This is a genomic window from Vibrio sp. HS-50-1, assembly GCF_024747315.1.
Classification (GTDB): domain Bacteria; phylum Pseudomonadota; class Gammaproteobacteria; order Enterobacterales; family Vibrionaceae; genus Vibrio; species Vibrio diabolicus.
Window position 1 is genome coordinate 178,518 of the sequence record NZ_JAMPZF010000019.1, and the last position, 18,846, is coordinate 197,363.

Sequence of the window (18,846 nt, forward strand, 5' to 3'; positions counted from 1 at the left end):
TGATGTTCTGAGATACTTTTCGTCTCTTAACTGCAAGCAATAAAAAACGCCAGCTGATAAATCAACTGGCGTTTTTTATTTATTGAGAACTGAAGCATTCAGTCAGCAATTATTTTGCTGCTTTCAAACCTGCATCAACGTCTAAGATGTCTTGTTCGCTTAGCGTACCAACTGCTTGGCGTAGCTGAAGAACACTTAAGATGTAGTCGTAACGAGCGTTCGATAGGTTTTTATTCGCATCGTATAGACGACGAGTTGCGTCTAGCACGTCAACGATAGTACGAGTACCCACATCAAAACCTGCTTCTGTTGCTTCTAGTGCAGAGCGCGCAGAAATAACGGCTTGCTCATAAGCACGTAGTGCGCCGATAGAAGCGTTAATGTTGTTGTTTTGTGCGCGAACATCTTTTACTACGCTACGGTATTGTGCTTCAAGATCTTCACTTGCAGCCACGTACGCGTATTCAGCCTGTTTGGTTTGAGAGGTGACGTTACCACCCGTGTATAGCGGCACCGCAAGGTTCACACCGATATTGAAGTTGTCTGTGGTGTTGTCACGAGAGCTATGAGACGTATCACCGTAGTTGTAACCACCGTCTAGAGACAGCGTTGGTAGATGACCAGAACTTGCTAGTGAAATATTGTCACGTGCGATATCTTGAAGAATACGTGAAGATAGCAAGGTCAGGTTTTTGGTTTTTGCTTCGTCAATTAGTGATTCAGCAGGCACGGTCGATGGGCTAGCAGTGAAGCGGCGAGTGTCCAAGATGTTGAGATCTTTGTGTTCTTGACCGGTGATTTCACGTAATGACTCGTAGCTGTTAGTCAGTGCGTTTTCTGCTAACACTTCATCCGCCAGTACTTGGTCGTACTGAGCTTGCGCGTCGTGTACGTCAGTGATCGCAGATAAACCTACTTCAAAACGCTGTTTTGTTTGCTCTAGTTGACGACCCACTGCGGCTTTTTCTGCACGGACGAAAACAAGGTTGTCTTGTGCGCGTAGAACTTCAAAATACGCTTGTGAAACACGAAGAATTAGTGCTTGTTGAGTCGCAGCGTAAGTTGCGTCTGCTTGGCGAGCACTTTTCTCAGCGGTATCTAGCGAGATCCAAGATGCGCGGTTGTAAAGTGCTTGTGAAAAGCTAACACCAGCGGTTAGAGCGTTGGCATCGTTTGATACGTCATTGACTAGATTTGAGTCGTATTCAGTATCACCACGAGTTAAGTTGTAACCTGCTGTTAGGTTAATTTGTGGTAATAGAGCACTACGGCTTGAGGTGATTGCTTCGAAAGCTTGGTCACGTTGTGCTGCTACACTGAGCAATTGTGGATCATTTTGTTTTGCTAAGTCGTAGATTTCAGCCAAAGAGTCTGCGAACGCAGACGTACTCATGCTACCTAGCGCTGCACTGATAAATAGTGGAAGCAATTTTTTCATTTTCTATTCCCGCGGTCAATAGATTGGTTAATTCTCAGTAGTTTAACTCAATTTGCACGATATTTACTCTAAAGTTTGCACTTTTTTACACGTAATTATCCAGTTGTGCAATAAATTTTCACCAAAGACTTAAATTAATTTGTAACTATTGTACAAAAAGTTGAGCCAAGTCCTTTGAGCAAGCGAATAACAATGAGTAAACTACAAGATTCACTCAGAGAGGTGTCGAATGCAACAGTGTGACAAACAACAAAAGGATTTTACTTCGCAAGATGTAAAAGTCATCTCGAAAGAAACCTTATTTGAAGGCTTTTTCAAAATGGTGAAATATCGCTTTCAGCATAAGCTATTTGCTGGAGGTTGGAGCGAGGTTGTCGAACGAGAAATGTTCGAGCGCGGTCATGCTGCAGCGATGCTTCCTTATGATCCAAATACGGATCAAGTGGTTATCATTGAACAGATTCGAGTAGGAGCCTTAGAGCATCAACACCCATGGCAGCTAGAGATTGTCGCGGGTATGATTGACCGTGATGAATCAGCTGAAGCCGTCATTCGCCGAGAAGCTGTCGAAGAGGCGGGGATACAAGTGGGGCGTGTTGCGCCAGTCACTTCTTATTATCCTTCTGCTGGCGGTTGCTCGGAAAAGTTGGACGTATTTGTTGGTGAAGTGGACGCATCTAAAGCGCACGGCATTCATGGTTTAGACTATGAGAATGAAGATATTCGCGTGCATGTTTTAAGTCGTGAGCAAGCATATCAATGGGTGAAAGACGGAAAATTTGAAAATGGTGCGTCGATTATTGCGTTGCAATGGTTGCAATTAAACCATCAAGAGTTGAAGTCACAGTGGGGGCAACCCCAAATGGTGGAGAGTAAGTAATGGCACAAGTGGCTGAAAAACAGAGGTATCATGTTGATTTAGCGGGTCTAATGAGAACCTATGAGACCAACTACGCTAAATTGAACGCCTTATTGCCTGCTTCTGCCGAAGTTGGGGATGTACGCTGCTATCAAGCGGTGAACATGGTTTACCAACTGACCGTGAATGAAATCACAAAATACACCACAGTTGTTGAGATATGTCAGAGTGATGAAACGCCAGTGTTTCCTTTACCGACGATGTCTGTCAGGCTTTATCACGATGCGAGAGTAGCCGAAGTATGCTCAAGCGGAGAGTTCTCTCGCATAAAAGCTAAGTATGATTATCCCAACGACCAACTGATGCAGAAAGATGAAAAGCATCAACTAAACACATTCCTCGGTGAATGGCTGACGTTTTGTTTACGAAGTGGTATCAGTAGAACACCACTTGCCTTCAATTGATCGTCACGTCACTAAAGGAAAATAACAAATAACGATATAGTGGACGAATCAGGTTTTCATTTTGCAATCATCTAGTGACAGCATCAAACTTTTACAAATTACGGATACTCATCTGTTTGCTGCCGATGAGGGAAGTTTGCTGAGCGTAAAAACGGCCGATAGCTTTAACGCTGTTGTTGCTGATGTTTTACGCCGCAACGTGACGTTTGATTACATCTTGGCGACAGGGGACATTTCCCAAGACCATAGTGCAGAATCTTACCAGCGCTTTGCCGAAGGCATTGAACCGCTAGAGAAAGACTGCTTTTGGCTGCCTGGTAATCATGACTACAAGCCCAATATGGGCAGTGTATTACCTTCGCAACAAATCAAAGCGGCAGAGCATGTATTGCTTGGCGCGCATTGGCAGTTGGTTCTTTTAGACTCGCAAGTTGTTGGCGTTCCCCATGGACGCTTGAGTGATCAGCAGTTAGCGTTACTCGAAGAAAAGTTAGCAGAACACCCAGAAAGGCACACACTTGTGTTGCTGCATCACCATCCATTATTAGTGGGAAGCGCGTGGCTTGATCAACATACCTTAAAAGATGCCGAAGCGTTCTGGCAGGTTGTCGATCGTTTTGATAACGTGAAAGGTATTCTCTGTGGTCATGTTCATCAAGACATGAATGTGCTTCATAATGGCATTCGAGTGATGGCAACACCCTCGACGTGTGTTCAGTTTAAGCCTAACTCGGATGATTTTGCCCTCGATACGACTTCGCCTGGTTGGCGTGAACTGCAGCTGCATGCTTGTGGTGATATTACGACTCAAGTGGGCCGACTTCCTGATGGTCAGTTCCAACCAGACTTCTCTTCTAACGGATACTAACGCGCCCGAGCTCTATGTTCGGGCTCGCTTTTTTGTGCGAGATATCTATGAGTAAACCTTCACTTCTTCTGTATATCCATGGTTTTAACAGCTCCCCACTCTCAATGAAAGCCAATGTGATGAGAGCATACTGCGAGCAGCATCGTCCTGATATCAAAGTGATTGTTCCCCAGTTACCTTGTTATCCTCAACAAGCGGCGAAAATGTTGTTGGATATCATCGAGCAATATAAAGACGACTATAACATTGGTCTGGTGGGCAGCTCATTAGGCGGCTTTATGTCAATGTGGCTAAATGACAAGTTTGGATTTAAAGCGGTTGTGGTCAACCCCGCGGTTAAGCCCTATGAGTTGTTAGTAGATTATTTGGGTGAGCAAACTAACCCTTATACGCACGAAACCTATACACTTGAAGCTTGTCATATTGACGAGTTAAAAGCTCTTGATGTACAAAGCATCGCGTCGCCACATTCTTTCTGGTTGTTGCAGCAAACAGAAGATGAGGTTTTAGACTATCGACAAGCGGTAGATAAGTTTGCAGACGCTAAGCAAACAGTAGAACAAGGCGGTGATCACAGTTTTGTAGGCTTTGAGCGTTATCCTGCACAGATTATCGAATTTCTAGAACTGTAATTCGAAAGCGATTGGAAAAGGCTCATAGTTTTTATTGATATATCCAACCGTTTCTTGACATGGGCGGTATGCTTTCCGACTATGTTTTGCCAAAAGATCTTAAGGGTCGAGGACCCTGGCTACTTTGTTATGCATCATGTTTACAAGCACTTAGTGATGTGAACAGGGTGGCTTTTTCGTTTCCTGAGTATGGGTTCACCCATTGGTGATATTCAGGCAACAAGTAAACTTTGAGAATAATTCCGTATTATGACTGAACAATATAATGCTGGTGCCATTGAAGTACTGAATGGCTTAGAGCCAGTACGTCGCCGACCAGGGATGTATACGGATACAGCGCGCCCAAACCATTTGGGCCAAGAAGTTATCGACAACAGTGTCGATGAAGCGCTAGCCGGACATGCCTCAAAAGTACAAGTCATCCTACATGCCGACCAATCACTAGAAGTGATCGATGATGGTCGAGGCATGCCTGTTGATATCCACCCTGAAGAGAAAGTGTCAGGCGTAGAGTTAATCCTATGCAAGCTGCACGCAGGTGGTAAGTTCTCTAACAAAAACTACCAATTCTCTGGTGGTTTGCACGGGGTAGGTATTTCGGTAGTAAACGCGTTGTCAAAACGCGTTGAAGTAACCGTTCGTCGTGATGGCCAAGTGTATGAAATTGCATTTGAGCACGGTGATAAAGTCTCTGACCTGACCGTAACCGGCACATGTGGTCGTCGCAATCGCGGTACCAGCGTGCATTTCTGGCCTGATGCGAAGTACTTCGATTCGGCTAACTTCTCTGTTACGCGCCTAGTCAATAATCTGCGCGCAAAAGCGGTTTTGTGTCCGGGTTTAGAAATTACATTAACCGACAAAGTTAATGGTAAAGACTATAAGTGGTACTACGAAGACGGTCTTAAAGACTATCTTGCGGAAGGCGTAAAAGGCTACCCAGTTATTCCTGAAGAACCATTTACTGGTGAGTTCTTGGCGGATACCGAAGCGGCAAACTGGGCGGTAATTTGGCAGCCAGAAGGTGGTGAGATGATCACCGAAAGCTACGTTAACCTGATCCCAACCGCTCAAGGTGGTACGCACGTTAATGGTCTACGCCAAGGCTTGTTAGAAGCGATGCGCGAATTCTGTGAGTTCCGTAATCTATTACCTCGTGGCGTGAAGCTAACGGGTGATGACGTTTTCGACCGCTGTTCTTACGTGTTGTCGGTTAAAATTCAAGATCCGCAATTTGCAGGCCAGACCAAAGAACGTCTGTCCTCTCGTCAAACTGCGGCATTTGTCTCTGGCGTAGTAAAAGATGCGTTCAGTCTTTGGTTGAACGAAAAGCCTCAGCTAGCAGAGCAATTGGCAGAAGTCTGTATCGCTAATGCGCACCGTCGTATGCGTGCAGCGAAAAAAGTCGTACGTAAGAAAGTGGCGTCCGGCCCGGCACTGCCAGGTAAGTTGACCGACTGTTCAGCACAGGATTTAAGTCGCACTGAAATCTTCTTTGTGGAGGGTGACTCTGCGGGTGGCTCGGCAAAACAGGCACGTGACCGTGAGTTCCAAGCTGTGATGCCACTGCGTGGTAAGATCTTGAACACGTGGGAAGTCTCTGCTGACCAAGTATTAGCATCTCAAGAAGTACACGATATTTCAGTGGCTTTGGGGATTGATCCTGACAGCGATAACCTTGATGGTCTTCGTTACGGTAAGATCTGTATCCTTGCCGATGCGGACTCGGATGGTCTTCACATCGCAACGCTGCTTTGTGCACTGTTCACTCGTCACTTCCGTGCACTGGTTGAAGCGGGTCATATCTACGTGGCGATGCCGCCTCTGTATCGAATCGATTGCGGGAAAGAAGTGTTCTACGCCCTCGATGACGATGAAAAAGATGGCATCTTAGAGCGCTTGTCGAAGAAGAAAGCCAAAATCAACGTGCAACGATTCAAAGGTTTGGGTGAGATGAACCCACTTCAGTTGCGTGAAACCACCATGGATCCGAACACGCGTCGCTTAGTGCAGTTAACCATTGACGACTCTACGGCGACCATGGAAATGATGGACATGCTGCTAGGTAAAAAGCGTGCAGATGACCGTCGTTCTTGGCTACAAAACAACGGCGACTTGGCAGAGGTGTAACGGATGTCTACAGAAATTACCTACGATGGCGTCGAACAGTTGCCAATGCGCAAGTTCACTGAAGACGCTTATCTGAACTACTCGATGTACGTAATCATGGACCGCGCCTTGCCATACATTGGTGATGGCTTAAAGCCGGTTCAACGACGCATCATTTATGCGATGTCAGAGCTTGGTCTCTCTGCATCAGCAAAATACAAAAAATCTGCACGTACCGTTGGTGACGTGCTAGGTAAATACCATCCGCACGGTGATTCAGCGTGTTACGAAGCGATGGTATTGATGGCTCAGCCATTCTCTTACCGCTATCCATTAGTGGATGGTCAAGGTAACTGGGGTGCGCCAGATGACCCGAAATCATTCGCGGCAATGCGTTATACCGAAGCAAAACTGTCTAAGTTTGCTGAAGTGTTGCTGGGCGAACTGGGCCAGGGCACGGTTGAATGGCAACCTAACTTTGATGGCACAATGAAAGAGCCACAAATGTTGCCAGCACGTCTGCCTCATATCCTGCTTAACGGTGTAACCGGTATTGCGGTTGGTATGGCAACAGATATCCCTCCGCATAACGTTCGTGAAATTGCAGATGCGACTATTCATTTGATCGACAACCCGAAAGCAGAACTGCCGGACGTGATGCAGTATGTTAAAGGTCCGGATTACCCAACAGAAGCAGAAATCATCTCGCCGCAAGCGGATATTGAGAAGATTTACCGCAACGGTCGCGGCAGCATCAAGATGCGCGCGGTGTGGCACAAAGAAGGTTCTGATATCGTTATCACCTCTCTGCCACACCAAGTATCGGGTGCAAAACTGCTTGAGCAAATCGCCAACCAGATGCGTGCGAAGAAGCTACCAATGGTTGACGATCTTCGTGACGAGTCGGATCACGAGAACCCAACGCGTATCGTTGTGGTACCTAAGTCAAACCGCGTCGATTGTGATTTGTTGATGAACCACTTGTTCGCATCAACGGATCTTGAGCGCAGCTACCGCGTTAACTTGAACATGATTGGTTTGGATAATCGTCCTCAAGTTAAAGGTCTGGTGCAAATTCTGTCAGAGTGGATTGAGTTCCGTCGCACGACCGTACGTCGTCGTCTACAACACCGCCTAGACAAAGTCATGGCTCGCTTACACATTTTGGAAGGTTTGTTGGTTGCTTACCTAAACCTAGATGAAGTGATTGAGATCATCCGTACCGAAGATGATCCTAAAGCGGTATTGATGGCACGCTTCGGTATTACCGATATCCAAGCGGATGCGATTCTAGATACCAAACTTCGTCATCTAGCCAAGCTAGAAGAGATGAAGATTCGTGGTGAGCAAGACGAGCTAGAGAAAGAGCGCGAGAAGCTAGAACAGCTACTCGGTTCTGAGCGCCGTCTAAACACACTACTGAAAAAAGAAATTAAAGCAGACGCAGAGAAATACGGTGATGAGCGTCGATCTCCATTGGTTGAGCGTGCAGAAGCAAAAGCGCTTACTGAACGTGATCTTGTTCCAAGCGAACCAATCACGGTTGTGCTTTCTGAGAAAGGTTGGATTCGTCACGCGAAAGGCCATGACGTAGATGCAGAAGGCCTGAACTATAAGTCGGGTGATAAATACTTAGCGCACGCACGAGGTAAGAGTAATCAGCCTGCGGTATTCCTAGGTAGTGACGGTCGAAGTTACTCTCTGGAATCGCACTCGCTGCCTTCTGCTCGTAGTCAAGGTGAGCCGATTACCGGTCGTTTGAATATTACGGCTGGTAGCAGTATTCGCCAAGTGATCATGAGTGAAGAAGATCAGCTGTGGCTGGTGGGCTCTGATGCAGGTTACGGCTTTGTATGTAAAGGCGCTGACTTGCTGTCTAAAAACCGCAGTGGTAAAGCGCTGGTCACTTTGCCGGCTAACTCTGAGGTCATGACGCCAAAAGCGATTGAAGATTTAGATTCTGATGAAATCTTAGCAATCACTAACCAAGGTCGCATGCTGCTGTTCCCAATCAAAGACCTGCCACAACTGGCGAAAGGTAAAGGGAATAAGATCATCAATATTCCTGCTGCTAAAGCAAAAGAGCGAGAAGAAGTACTATCTCACTTAATGTCTTTACCAAAAGGTGCATCGTTAACGCTGTACGCGGGTAAGCGAAAGTTGGGTCTTAAACCGTCTGACCTTGATAACTTCCGTGGCGAACGTGGTCGCCGAGGTGGGTTATTACCAAGAGGTTTGCAGCGAGTCACTCGCATTGAAGTTGAGCTGGATGATTCCGATACGACGGAAGCACCGAGCGATAGCGAGTAACGCACAAATAAAAAATCCCAGCCAATGGCTGGGATTTTTTATGCTTCTTGCTTGTCTTCGGCAATGGTGACTTTCAAGCTCATCTCTTTTCCTTTGCGAATGATGCCGACGTCCACGGTGGTGCCAGGACGTAAATCGGTGACGATATCCATGACGCTCTGACGCCCTTGCACTTTATTGCCATCAATACTGATAATGATGTCCTGCTTTTGGAAGCCTGCTGCATTGGCTGGACCATTTGGATCAATACCAAGCACGACAATACCACCTATGTGTTCATTTCCAAGTAGGCGAGCAGTGACCGCATTAATGTCTTGGCCGTCGATACCAATATAGCCACGAATCACGCGACCATCAGCGATGATTTTCTGCATGATCTTGCTGGCTAGTGGCGCAGGGATCGCAAAGGAAATACCGTAAGTTTCTAAATCAGTCGCTTGTTGGAAAGAGGCGGTATTGATGCCGACGAGCTCACCTTGTGTGTTCACTAGAGCACCGCCAGAGTTGCCCTCATTGATGGCGGCATCGGTTTGAATGAATGCTTGGCGACCGTCGCTAATCGATGAGCGTCCTGTTGCTGAAATAATGCCGAACGTTGTGGTTTGTCCAAGGTTGTATGGGTTACCGATGGCTAGGACCACATCACCCACTTGTGGCTTGTAATTAGAGTTCAGAGGAATAACAGGTAAATTTGAACCTTCGACACGCAGTACGGCAATGTCTGTGCGTTTATCCGTGCCAACTAGCTGAGCTGCTGCGGCTCTACCGTCTTGTAATGCGACAACAATTTGGTCTGCTTGAGCAACCACATGGTAGTTGGTAATGATGTAGCCTTTCTCACTGACAATAACACCTGAACCCAGACCTTGAGTCGAGAGTTTACTGCGATCATTTTCAACATATTTACGGCTGTAGATGTTTACTACGGCAGGTGCTGCTCTTCGCACCGCCTGATTAAATGTCAACTCAACGGACGCGATATTAACAGGTTGCGGATCTAGCGCGGCAGGAATTACGTTGTTGCGCAAAGATGGTACCGCCAGTAATACCACTACGGCAGTAGCCAAGCCTAAAAAGACAGAACGTAATAAAAAGCTGAGCATATCCTCTCCATGCATGAGCGCCAAAATGGCATAGAAGATGAAGAATAGCATTACATTGAAAAATAACAAAAGGGCAGCACGGAATCGTGCTGCCCTTTTCATTAGCTATTGAGCGATAAGGAAAAGTATTCGAGGCTTATTACTCGATGCTATGCATCGAAAACCTTATTTCCTATTACTTTGAAAGTGACTAACGAATAACAAGATAAATAGTACGTTCGCCACGCTGAATATTCAGAGCCAATACGCCTTTGTGCTTATCCACGATTGCACGAAGCTCAGCAAGGTTTTTCACGCGCTGACGGTTTACACCGATAATGATGTCCCCTTGTTGTAATTGATATTGAGCAGCCGGAGAGTTATCTGCAACGCTCGATACTTTAACGCCTTGAATTGCATCACTTGGTGTCGTATTGCTTAATTCCGCACCCTTGAGCCCTTCGTGTAATGTTTCGGCTTTGGCTTTCATATTTGTAGATTCGCCAAGCGTTACATCAAAGGTTTTATTCTTACCATCTCGAACCACACCTAACGTGATTTCTTTTCCTGCGCCCAGCGTTGCCACTTTTGCGCGGAGCTCTGAGAAAGTATTAATCGCTTTGCCGTTTACCGATACAATTACATCACCGGCTTTCAATCCAGCTTTATCGGCTGCGCTGTCTGGTACGACTTGGCCAATAAAGGCTCCTTTACTCGACTCGTAACCCAATGCATCAGCCAGCTCAGAGGTTACTTCACCGCCCTGTACACCCAACATGCCGCGTTTGACTTCACCAAACTCTAGAATTTGCTCGGTGAGGTTTTTCATCATGTTGGACGGAATCGCAAAGCCAATCCCCACGTTACCGCCGTTAGGGCCTAAAATCGCAGTATTAATACCGATCAGCTCACCATTAAGGTTGACCAATGCACCACCAGAGTTACCGCTGTTAATTGCGGCATCGGTTTGGATGAAGTTTTCGAAGTTTTCAACGTTCAAGCCACTACGGCCTAACGCTGAGACGATGCCCGACGTCACGGTTTGACCGAGTCCGAATGGGTTACCAATCGCAACCGTAAAGTCACCTACGCGAAGTTTGTCGGAATCTGCGACTTTAATTTGCGTTAAGTTTTTCGCTTTTTCTAATTTAAGCAACGCAACATCGGCCATCTCATCGCCGCCAACGAGCGTAGCGTCATACTCGCGACCATCATAGAGGCGAACTCGAATCTCATCCGCGCCCTTGATTACGTGGTAGTTAGTGACGATATGCCCTTTTTTCGCATCAATAATGACACCAGAACCTAAACCTCTGAACGGGCGCTCGCGCCTTTGCTCCATCGGAAAGTCCGGTCCAAAGAAGAATTGAAATTGTTCGGGAATACGGCTGGTTTGTACTTGTTTGCCTTCTACAGCAATACTCACAACAGCAGGGGTTACTTTCTCAAGCATGGGCGCCAAGCTAGGTAACTGTTGGCCATCCACATTTAAAGGTAATGCGGCGGTGGCTTGAACTGGCGCAATAATAGAGCCCAAACTCAGAGATAGAACGGTGAGCGCAAGCAGTGGTTTTTTCATCCAATAACTCCTCTTGAAACATGTCTGCCAAAAAGAAATATCCGAACGGTTAGTTCACTTTGTTAATAACTAATATAGGGCCTAGTTCGGATAATCAAAGGGGGAGGCAGCTCACATCCAAGTTAGAGCAAAGGTAAGAAGAAAAAGTTCAAAAAAGGGCCGATACAAATGTATCGGCCCTAGTAGGTAGAGGTAAGAGAAGATTATGATGCTTTTGCGGTTACCGCTTCGGGAGCATTAATGATTTCTTTCTCTTGATCCTTTAAAAGACCCGTTGCGCCATTGGCGTAGTCTTTTGGCTGTTCGTTAAACTCTGGTTGATCTTCTGCAATAGCTTCAGAAGACATTGCCGTTTTCTTATCAAACGGGTTGTCTTGCTCTGGCAAGTTTGGCAAAAGCTCAGAAGAGGTCTTAGCCATATGTTGGTACAGCTTGGTGTAATCTTTACCTAGTGTATCCAACATTTCTGCGGTTTGTGCAAAATGATCGACGAGCTCTTGACGTTGTTGCTCTAGTTCAAACTTGGCCGCTTCAAGTTCTTTCTGCACAGACTTTTGTTTCTTGTATTCAGGGGTGGTTAGTCTACTAATGACTACGCCTACGATTGTACCGACCAGCAAACCCACAATGGCATAAATCCAAGGCATAACTGCTCCTTATAGTTGTTTTAACAAGTCTTTTACTACTTAGTTACACGCGGTGCTAGTCCATGTTACTATGGCTTGAACAGCCGATAAAGAAAAATAGCAGTATGTCTTCGGGGACTGATAACTACTTCTCTCTATTCTCAAAGTTGACCCCGAGGTAACCCTTTTCCCAGTACCTCTATACGACTTAATACGATGACACCACTACAACAATATCAAAAAGACATAGCAGAACACGGGTTTCAGCGTGATGAAGCTCAGTATCAAGCGGTCGTTGCATTAGATAAGCTTTACCATGCTATCGTTGAATTTCAGTCAGCTCCTGTGCCCCAGCTTTCCAAATGGCAAAAGCTCATGGGAAAAAAAATCGACATGCCTGAGCCCCCAAAAGGTCTTTACTTTTGGGGAGGAGTCGGACGCGGTAAAACGTACCTCATGGATGCGTTTTTTGATGCTTTACCAACCCAAAGAAAAATGCGCGTACACTTTCACCGCTTCATGTATCGAGTACATGATGAGTTGAAGCTGTTAGGTGATGTCGAAAATCCGCTAGCAAAAGTAGCGGATAAATTCAAAGAAGAAGCGGATGTGGTTTGCTTTGATGAATTTTTTGTCTCTGACATTACGGATGCGATGATCCTTGCAACGTTACTCCAAGAGATGTTCAAGCGACAGATGATCCTAGTCGCGACTTCAAACATCGAACCGCAGAACTTATATCGTAATGGCTTACAAAGAGCGCGCTTTTTGCCTGCAATTGATATGATTTTGGCACGCTGTGACGTGTTGAATGTTGATAGTGGCGTTGATTATCGCTTAAGAACGCTTGAACAGGCCGAAATATACCATTATCCACTTGATGAACAGGCCAACATTAACCTCAACAAGTATTATCAGCAGCTGACGGGCGAGCGTCAGATCGTCGCTCATCAAATCGAAGTTAATCACCGTCTGCTTGAGGTAGTTGAAGCGAGTGATGGGGTTCTGCATGCGTCTTTTGCTCAGTTATGCCAAACCGCTCGCAGTCAAAATGACTATATTGAGCTATCCCGAATTTATCACACGGTATTATTGGCGGACGTTCAACAGATGAACCGAAAAATAGATGACGCTGCGAGGCGTTTTATCGCACTGGTCGATGAGTTTTACGAGCGCAATGTGAAGTTGATTATTTCTGCTGAAGTACCAATGGAAGACTTATATACTGAGGGGCAGCTCGAGTTTGAATTTAAGCGCTGTTTGTCTCGGCTCACTGAGATGCAAAGTCATGAGTACCTCGCGCGTGAGCATTTGGCCTAAATCTAGTGTGTTCTTAAAAAAGTGAAGAAAAAATTAGTGATTTGGCGCAAAAAAAGGTGATTTTTTCTTCGCTCTTCTCTATAATCCTGCGACCCACCGTTACTGCAGACCGGATTATCGAAGTTATTTCGAAATTGAAGGTCGAGAGTACCAACGACTCGAAGGGGTGATGACTGGGCTCTTAGACAGTGTGGGAGCACCAGAACGGTGTTCCTTAAAGTTTAAATTTTAATTAACGGGTTATTATTAGCATGAAAACTTTCGTTGCTAAACCAGAAACTGTAAAACGCGACTGGTACGTTGTAGACGCTGAAGGTAAAACTCTTGGTCGTCTAGCAAGTGAAATTGCATCTCGCCTACGTGGCAAACATAAAGCTGAATACACTCCTCACGTTGACGCTGGTGACTACATCATCGTTATCAACGCTGAGAAAGTTGCTGTAACTGGTAACAAAGCTAAGAACAAAGTGTACTACCGTCACTCTGAGTTCCCAGGTGGTCTAAAATCTATCACTTTTGAAAAGTTGATCGATCGTAAACCTGAGATGGTTCTTGAGCTTGCAGTTAAAGGCATGCTTCCACGTGGTCCTCTAGGCCGTGCTATGTACCGTAAGCTTAAAGTTTACGCAGGCGCTGAGCACAACCATGTTGCTCAACAACCACAAGTACTAGACATCTAATTGGGGATTTCGAAAATGGCAGAGAATCAATACTACGGCACTGGCCGTCGCAAAAGCTCAGCTGCACGTGTTTTTATTAAACCAGGCAGCGGCAACATTGTAGTAAACAAGCGTAACCTTGACGAATACTTCGGTCGTCCAACAGCTCGCATGGTTGTACAACAACCTCTAGAGCTAGTTGAACTAACTGAAAAGCTAGACCTTTACGTAACAGTTAAAGGCGGCGGTATTTCTGGTCAAGCTGGTGCTATCCGTCACGGTATCACTCGCGCGCTTATGGAATACGATGAGTCTCTACGTCCTGCTCTACGCGCAGCTGGCTACGTTACTCGTGACGCTCGTTGCGTTGAACGTAAGAAAGTTGGTCTACGTAAAGCACGTCGTCGTCCACAGTTCTCTAAGCGTTAATTTCCTCTTATTGGAAATTCTGCTTTTCAGAGTTACTCTGGAAACTGTGTACCAAAAGCTCGGCTCTATGCCGGGCTTTTTTGTTTTTAAAGAAATAATACCTGCCTATCAATATCCATTTGTATTCACTTATAACTAGGCTCAGAGTAAGGCTTCTTCCTTACCATACGTTATAAGCTTATTTATTTGCTGTAGGTGCCTTTACGTCTTAATATCCCTGCAACATGTTTTAAAATGTCTACTCGTCTTTTTTGCATATGCGGCGTGCTACAAAAGTGAAAATACAAACAACGTAAGTTGAATGTGCACTAAGAAATATTTTACTGTGTAATTAACTGAAAACTACCAAGATAAAAGGTTTGAATAGCTTTCAGCAGAACTTCCATGTTGTGCTTTCTTGTTACAAATCACATCAATTTTTTATAATTCTGCCGCTTTTGTGACGACGCGAGCGATTTGCCTCACAAATGTTACAAAAAGGTAGCTTTATCTTGTCAAAAAGTAGGGTTTTCTTTATCATTTCCCTCCAATAAATAGAACTAAATTCATTATTTGTTAGCCATGCTCTTATAAGCGGAATAATAACGATCCAAAGGGAGCAAATGGGAGAATGTTTGGATGAGCAACGCGCCTTTAAATAACGGTCGCAGGCGTTTTCTAACCGCTACAACGGCAGTTGTTGGTGGGTTAGGGGCAGTCGCCGTCGCCGTGCCTTTTATCAAATCATGGAATCCGAGTGCCAAAGCCAAAGCGGCAGGTGCACCGGTGGAAGTGGATATAAGTAAAATTGAACCAGGTCAGCTGGTTCGTGTCGAGTGGCAGGGGAAACCTGTATGGATTGTTCGCCGCACTCAAAGCGTTCTAGATAACTTAAAAACGATCGGCGATAAGCTTCGTGATCCGCAATCTGAAATGGAACAGCAGCCTGAGTACGCTCAGAATGAGTTTCGTTCGATTAAGGAAGAGTTTTTTGTCGCTGTTGGTTTCTGTACTCACCTAGGTTGTTCACCAACCTATCTACCAGACTCTTTCTCAGAGCAGGTCCAGGGCGTAAGATCTGGCTTCTTCTGTCCTTGTCATGGTTCTAAGTTCGATATGGCTGGTCGAGTGTTCCAAGGGGTACCTGCTCCATTGAACCTTGTCGTTCCTAAGCACATGTATTTGAGCGACACCAAGCTCATTGTGGGTGTTGATGAGGGGGATGCATAATGCAAGCAATGTTAGACTGGGTTGAAAAGCGTATTCCTGCAATGAATGCTTATAAAAAGCATTTGTCTGAATACCCAATGCCTAAGAACTTCAACTTTTGGTACCTTTTCGGTTCTCTGGCGATGCTGGTTCTGGTTAACCAAATCCTAACGGGTATTTGGCTAACGATGAACTACGTTCCTTCTGGTGATGGTGCGTTTGCTTCTATCGAGTACATCATGCGTGATGTAGAGTACGGTTGGCTTCTACGTTACATGCACTCAACTGGCGCATCTGCGTTTTTCGTTGTTGTGTACTTGCACATGTTCCGTGGCCTGATCTATGGCTCATACCAAAAACCTCGTGAACTACTGTGGATCTTCGGTATGTTGATCTTCCTCGTTCTAATGGCTGAAGCATTCATGGGTTACCTACTGCCATGGGGTCAGATGTCATACTGGGGTGCGCAGGTAATCATTTCTTTGTTTGGTGCGATTCCTGTTATCGGTGATGACCTAACGCTTTGGATCCGTGGTGACTACATCATCTCTGGTGCAACGTTAAACCGTTTCTTCGCACTACACGTTATTGCACTGCCTATCGTTCTGCTTCTTCTTGTGGTTCTGCACGTATTGGCGCTGCACGAAGTCGGCTCAAACAACCCTGATGGTATCGAAACTAAGCTACCAAAAGGTTCAATGGGCGATGATTACAAGACACAGTTCAAGTTCCACGATTACTACACGAAGAAATACGACATTATCGACTCTATTCCTTTCCACCCATACGGTACGGTTAAGGACTTAGTTGGTGTGGCTGGTTTCTTGTTCTTCTTCTGTTACGTGCTGTTCTTTAACCCAGAAATGGGAGGATACTTCCTTGAACCGCCTAACTTTGAAGCTGCAAACCCACTGAAGACACCAGAGCACATTGCTCCGGTATGGTACTTCACGCCGTTTTACGCAATCTTACGTGCGGTTCCAGACAAACTATTAGGTGTTATCCTAATGGGGGCGTCAATTGCAGTGCTGTTTGTTCTACCTTGGTTGGATCGTTGTAAAGTTCGTTCATACCGTTACCGTAGCAAACTTCATCTGTTGAATATTGTACAGTTCACTATCGCCTTTATCGCTCTGGGTATTTTAGGTGCGTTACCTGCAACCCCAACGTATACACTACTATCTCAGATCTTTAGCTTGTGTTACTTCATGTTCTTTGTGTTGCTGTTCTTCTACAGCAAAAATGAAGCAACCAAACCATTACCAGAGAGGGTGACATTCAAATGAAGAAGTGGATTGTAATTCTATTTGCTATGTTGCCATCACTAGCGATGGCAGCGGGGGCTAACGTTCCGCTTGATAAAGCGAATGTTGACCTAACGGATAAAGCTTCGCTACAAAACGGTGCGAAGTTGTTCATGAACTACTGTTTTGCTTGTCACTCAACGCAGTATCAGCGTTATGAGCGTGTAGCAACAGACTTGGAAATTCCAACAGACTTAATGAAAGAAAACCTGATTTTCAATCCTGAAGCGAAAATCGGTGATCTAATGGTCAACGCAATGCCACCGAAGCAAGCGGCAAACTGGTTTGGTGCTCCACCACCAGATCTTACGTTGGTTGCACGAGTTCGTGGTGCTGATTGGTTATACACTTACTTACGCTCTTTCTATGTTGATCCATCTCGTCCATTCGGCGTGAACAACATTGTCTTCCCGAGTGTTGGTATGCCACATGTGCTCGAAGAGCTACAAGGTATCCCGACGCCGATTTACGATACGAAAATCGTAGATGGCGAAGAAGTACAAGTTGTTGTTGGTACTGAAACAGACGGTACGGGTGAGCTGAGCGAAGGCGAATACGACAAAGCGGTTGGCGACCTAGTGAACTTCTTGGTTTATTCAGGTGACCCAGTGCAGCTTGAGCGTCATGCTTTAGGTTGGTGGGTAATGGGCTTCTTAGTGCTTCTAACTATCGTTGTCGTGATGCTCAAGAAAGAGTATTGGCGCGATGTGCATTAATTGTGCTAAAATACCGTGCTAATTCCCAATTTTAATTGATGTACAATGGAGGCTTAGCCTCCATTGTTTTTATTTGTAAGTGTACTGGAGGGCTCCATGGCTGTAGCTGCCAATAAACGTTCTGTGATGACTCTTTTCTCAAGTGCATCAGATTTGTATAGCCATCAGGTTCGCATTGTACTAGCTGAAAAAGGCGTAAGTGTTGAAGTTGAGCTTGTTGACGAAGCAAACCTTCCTGCTGAGCTTGTTGAGCTAAACCCATATAAATCAGTGCCAACTCTTGTTGACCGTGAGCTAGCTCTTTACGATTCAAAAATCATCATGGAGTACTTGGACGAGCGTTTCCCTCATCCACCTCTAATGCCGGTTTACCCTGTTGCTCGCGGCAACAGCCGCTTGATGATGTACCGTATCGAACGCAACTGGTATTCACTCGCTGAAAAAGTGATGAAAGGTAATGCGGAAGAATCAGAAAAAGCGCGCACAAAGCTGCGTAATGATCTTCTGACGTTAGCGCCAATTTTTGCTGAATATGAGTACTTCATGAGCGAAGAATTCAGCTTGATCGACTGTTACCTAGCTCCATTATTGTGGCGTCTGCCTCAACTTGGTATCGATCTGGTTGGCCCTGGTTCAAAAGAAATCAAGGTGTACATGAACCGCGTATTTGAACGTGATTCGTTCCTTGCTTCCCTAACTGAAGCTGAACGTGAAATGCGCCTAGTTCGCTAAGCGATTTTAAACACGTTATGGATATTGCAAAAATGACTGCTCGCCGTCCGTATATGCTTCGTGCATTTTACGATTGGCTAGTAGACAATGACTTGACTCCTCACTTGGTGGTGGATGCAACGATGCCGGGCGTACGTGTACCGGTTGAGTTTATTCAAGATGGTCAAATTATTTTGAATATTGCACCACGTGCGGTGGGTAATCTTGAGTTAGGTAATGATGCGATTACCTTCCATGCTCGCTTTAGCGGCCGTCCACACTCAGTAATTGTGCCTGTGTATGCTGTCCAAGCTATTTATGCGCGTGAGAATGGTGCTGGTACTATGTTTGAACCAGAAGAAGCGTACACTCACATCGAAGAAGAAGCGATGACCGAGGAAGAATCATCCCCATCGTTTACAACGGTTAGCGATGAGCCTTCTGAGTTAGCCTCTGATTCGGATGCCGAAGAGGACGATGCTCCTCGACCAAAAGGCAAACCAAGCTTAAGAGTGATTAAATAATAAAAAAGCAGCGTAACGCTGCTTTTTT

18 protein-coding genes are annotated in these 18,846 nt (G+C 45.5%); 14 read left to right on the forward strand and 4 right to left on the reverse strand.

Annotation, left to right across the window (positions count from 1 at the left end; all coding sequences use genetic code 11):
- Positions 1 to 109: 109 nt before the first annotated feature.
- Positions 110 to 1,438: an outer membrane channel protein TolC gene (tolC, locus tag NDJ01_RS09395; protein WP_012842165.1), complete on the reverse strand. Its 1,329-nt coding sequence runs from the start codon at positions 1,436 to 1,438 to the stop codon at positions 110 to 112.
- A gap of 229 nt (positions 1,439 to 1,667) precedes the next feature.
- On the opposite strand from tolC, the gene nudF reads away from it, so the two are divergent.
- The 6 genes from nudF (at position 1,668) to parC (ending at position 8,680) form a co-directional block, all read left to right on the forward strand.
- Positions 1,668 to 2,318 (forward strand): ADP-ribose diphosphatase, encoded by a 651-nt coding sequence (gene nudF / locus NDJ01_RS09400; RefSeq protein WP_012842164.1) that lies wholly within the window; start codon positions 1,668 to 1,670, stop codon positions 2,316 to 2,318.
- Positions 2,318 to 2,761, forward strand: a complete 444-nt coding sequence (locus NDJ01_RS09405) for a DUF1249 family protein (RefSeq protein ID WP_258586615.1) — start codon at positions 2,318 to 2,320, stop codon at positions 2,759 to 2,761. The genes nudF and NDJ01_RS09405 overlap by 1 nt, the downstream gene beginning before the upstream one ends.
- 61 nt (positions 2,762 to 2,822) lie before the next feature.
- Entirely contained in the window at positions 2,823 to 3,629 is an 807-nt protein-coding gene (cpdA, locus tag NDJ01_RS09410) for a 3',5'-cyclic-AMP phosphodiesterase (protein WP_046874001.1), read from the forward strand.
- A gap of 47 nt (positions 3,630 to 3,676) precedes the next feature.
- Entirely contained in the window at positions 3,677 to 4,261 is a 585-nt protein-coding gene (yqiA, locus tag NDJ01_RS09415; RefSeq protein WP_046874000.1) for an esterase YqiA, read from the forward strand.
- Between the two features lie 249 nt (positions 4,262 to 4,510).
- The gene (gene parE, locus NDJ01_RS09420; protein WP_005395924.1) at positions 4,511 to 6,391 is read left to right on the forward strand and encodes a DNA topoisomerase IV subunit B; all 1,881 of its coding nucleotides are present in this window, start codon (positions 4,511 to 4,513) and stop codon (positions 6,389 to 6,391) included.
- Positions 6,392 to 6,394: 3 nt separating this feature from the next.
- A complete protein-coding gene (gene parC / locus NDJ01_RS09425; RefSeq protein WP_258586616.1) occupies positions 6,395 to 8,680 on the forward strand; it encodes a DNA topoisomerase IV subunit A in 2,286 nt (761 codons plus the stop codon).
- A gap of 38 nt (positions 8,681 to 8,718) precedes the next feature.
- Here the strand turns inward: parC and degS are convergent, their stop codons facing one another.
- From degS to zapG, 3 genes are all read right to left on the reverse strand, one after another.
- Positions 8,719 to 9,783, reverse strand: coding sequence for an outer membrane-stress sensor serine endopeptidase DegS (gene degS / locus NDJ01_RS09430; protein ID WP_053808567.1), 1,065 nt, complete (start codon positions 9,781 to 9,783; stop codon positions 8,719 to 8,721).
- A gap of 190 nt (positions 9,784 to 9,973) precedes the next feature.
- The gene (locus NDJ01_RS09435) at positions 9,974 to 11,341 is read right to left on the reverse strand and encodes a Do family serine endopeptidase (protein ID WP_005395920.1); all 1,368 of its coding nucleotides are present in this window, start codon (positions 11,339 to 11,341) and stop codon (positions 9,974 to 9,976) included.
- Positions 11,342 to 11,544: 203 nt separating this feature from the next.
- The gene (gene zapG / locus NDJ01_RS09440; RefSeq protein WP_005395919.1) at positions 11,545 to 11,988 is read right to left on the reverse strand and encodes a Z-ring associated protein ZapG; all 444 of its coding nucleotides are present in this window, start codon (positions 11,986 to 11,988) and stop codon (positions 11,545 to 11,547) included.
- A gap of 195 nt (positions 11,989 to 12,183) precedes the next feature.
- Between zapG and zapE the strand changes: the two genes are divergently transcribed.
- From zapE to sspB, 8 genes are all read left to right on the forward strand, one after another.
- Positions 12,184 to 13,287, forward strand: coding sequence for a cell division protein ZapE (zapE, locus tag NDJ01_RS09445; protein WP_258586617.1), 1,104 nt, complete (start codon positions 12,184 to 12,186; stop codon positions 13,285 to 13,287).
- 251 nt (positions 13,288 to 13,538) lie between these two features.
- Positions 13,539 to 13,967, forward strand: a complete 429-nt coding sequence (gene rplM, locus NDJ01_RS09450; RefSeq protein ID WP_012842158.1) for a 50S ribosomal protein L13 — start codon at positions 13,539 to 13,541, stop codon at positions 13,965 to 13,967.
- 15 nt (positions 13,968 to 13,982) lie between these two features.
- Entirely contained in the window at positions 13,983 to 14,375 is a 393-nt protein-coding gene (rpsI, locus tag NDJ01_RS09455) for a 30S ribosomal protein S9 (protein ID WP_005372876.1), read from the forward strand.
- A gap of 618 nt (positions 14,376 to 14,993) precedes the next feature.
- Positions 14,994 to 15,584, forward strand: coding sequence for a ubiquinol-cytochrome c reductase iron-sulfur subunit (gene petA, locus NDJ01_RS09460; protein WP_005396462.1), 591 nt, complete (start codon positions 14,994 to 14,996; stop codon positions 15,582 to 15,584).
- Positions 15,584 to 16,849 carry a cytochrome bc complex cytochrome b subunit gene (locus NDJ01_RS09465; RefSeq protein ID WP_005372880.1) on the forward strand — a complete coding sequence of 422 codons (1,266 nt, stop codon included), beginning with the start codon at positions 15,584 to 15,586 and terminating at the stop codon, positions 16,847 to 16,849. The genes petA and NDJ01_RS09465 overlap by 1 nt, the downstream gene beginning before the upstream one ends.
- A complete protein-coding gene (locus NDJ01_RS09470; RefSeq protein ID WP_005372881.1) occupies positions 16,846 to 17,583 on the forward strand; it encodes a cytochrome c1 in 738 nt (245 codons plus the stop codon). Before NDJ01_RS09465 ends, NDJ01_RS09470 begins: the two co-directional genes overlap by 4 nt.
- 96 nt (positions 17,584 to 17,679) lie before the next feature.
- Positions 17,680 to 18,315, forward strand: coding sequence for a stringent starvation protein SspA (gene sspA / locus NDJ01_RS09475; RefSeq protein WP_005372897.1), 636 nt, complete (start codon positions 17,680 to 17,682; stop codon positions 18,313 to 18,315).
- A 17-nt stretch (positions 18,316 to 18,332) separates the two neighbouring features.
- The gene (sspB, locus tag NDJ01_RS09480; protein WP_031780550.1) at positions 18,333 to 18,818 is read left to right on the forward strand and encodes a ClpXP protease specificity-enhancing factor; all 486 of its coding nucleotides are present in this window, start codon (positions 18,333 to 18,335) and stop codon (positions 18,816 to 18,818) included.
- Positions 18,819 to 18,846: the final 28 nt, after the last annotated feature.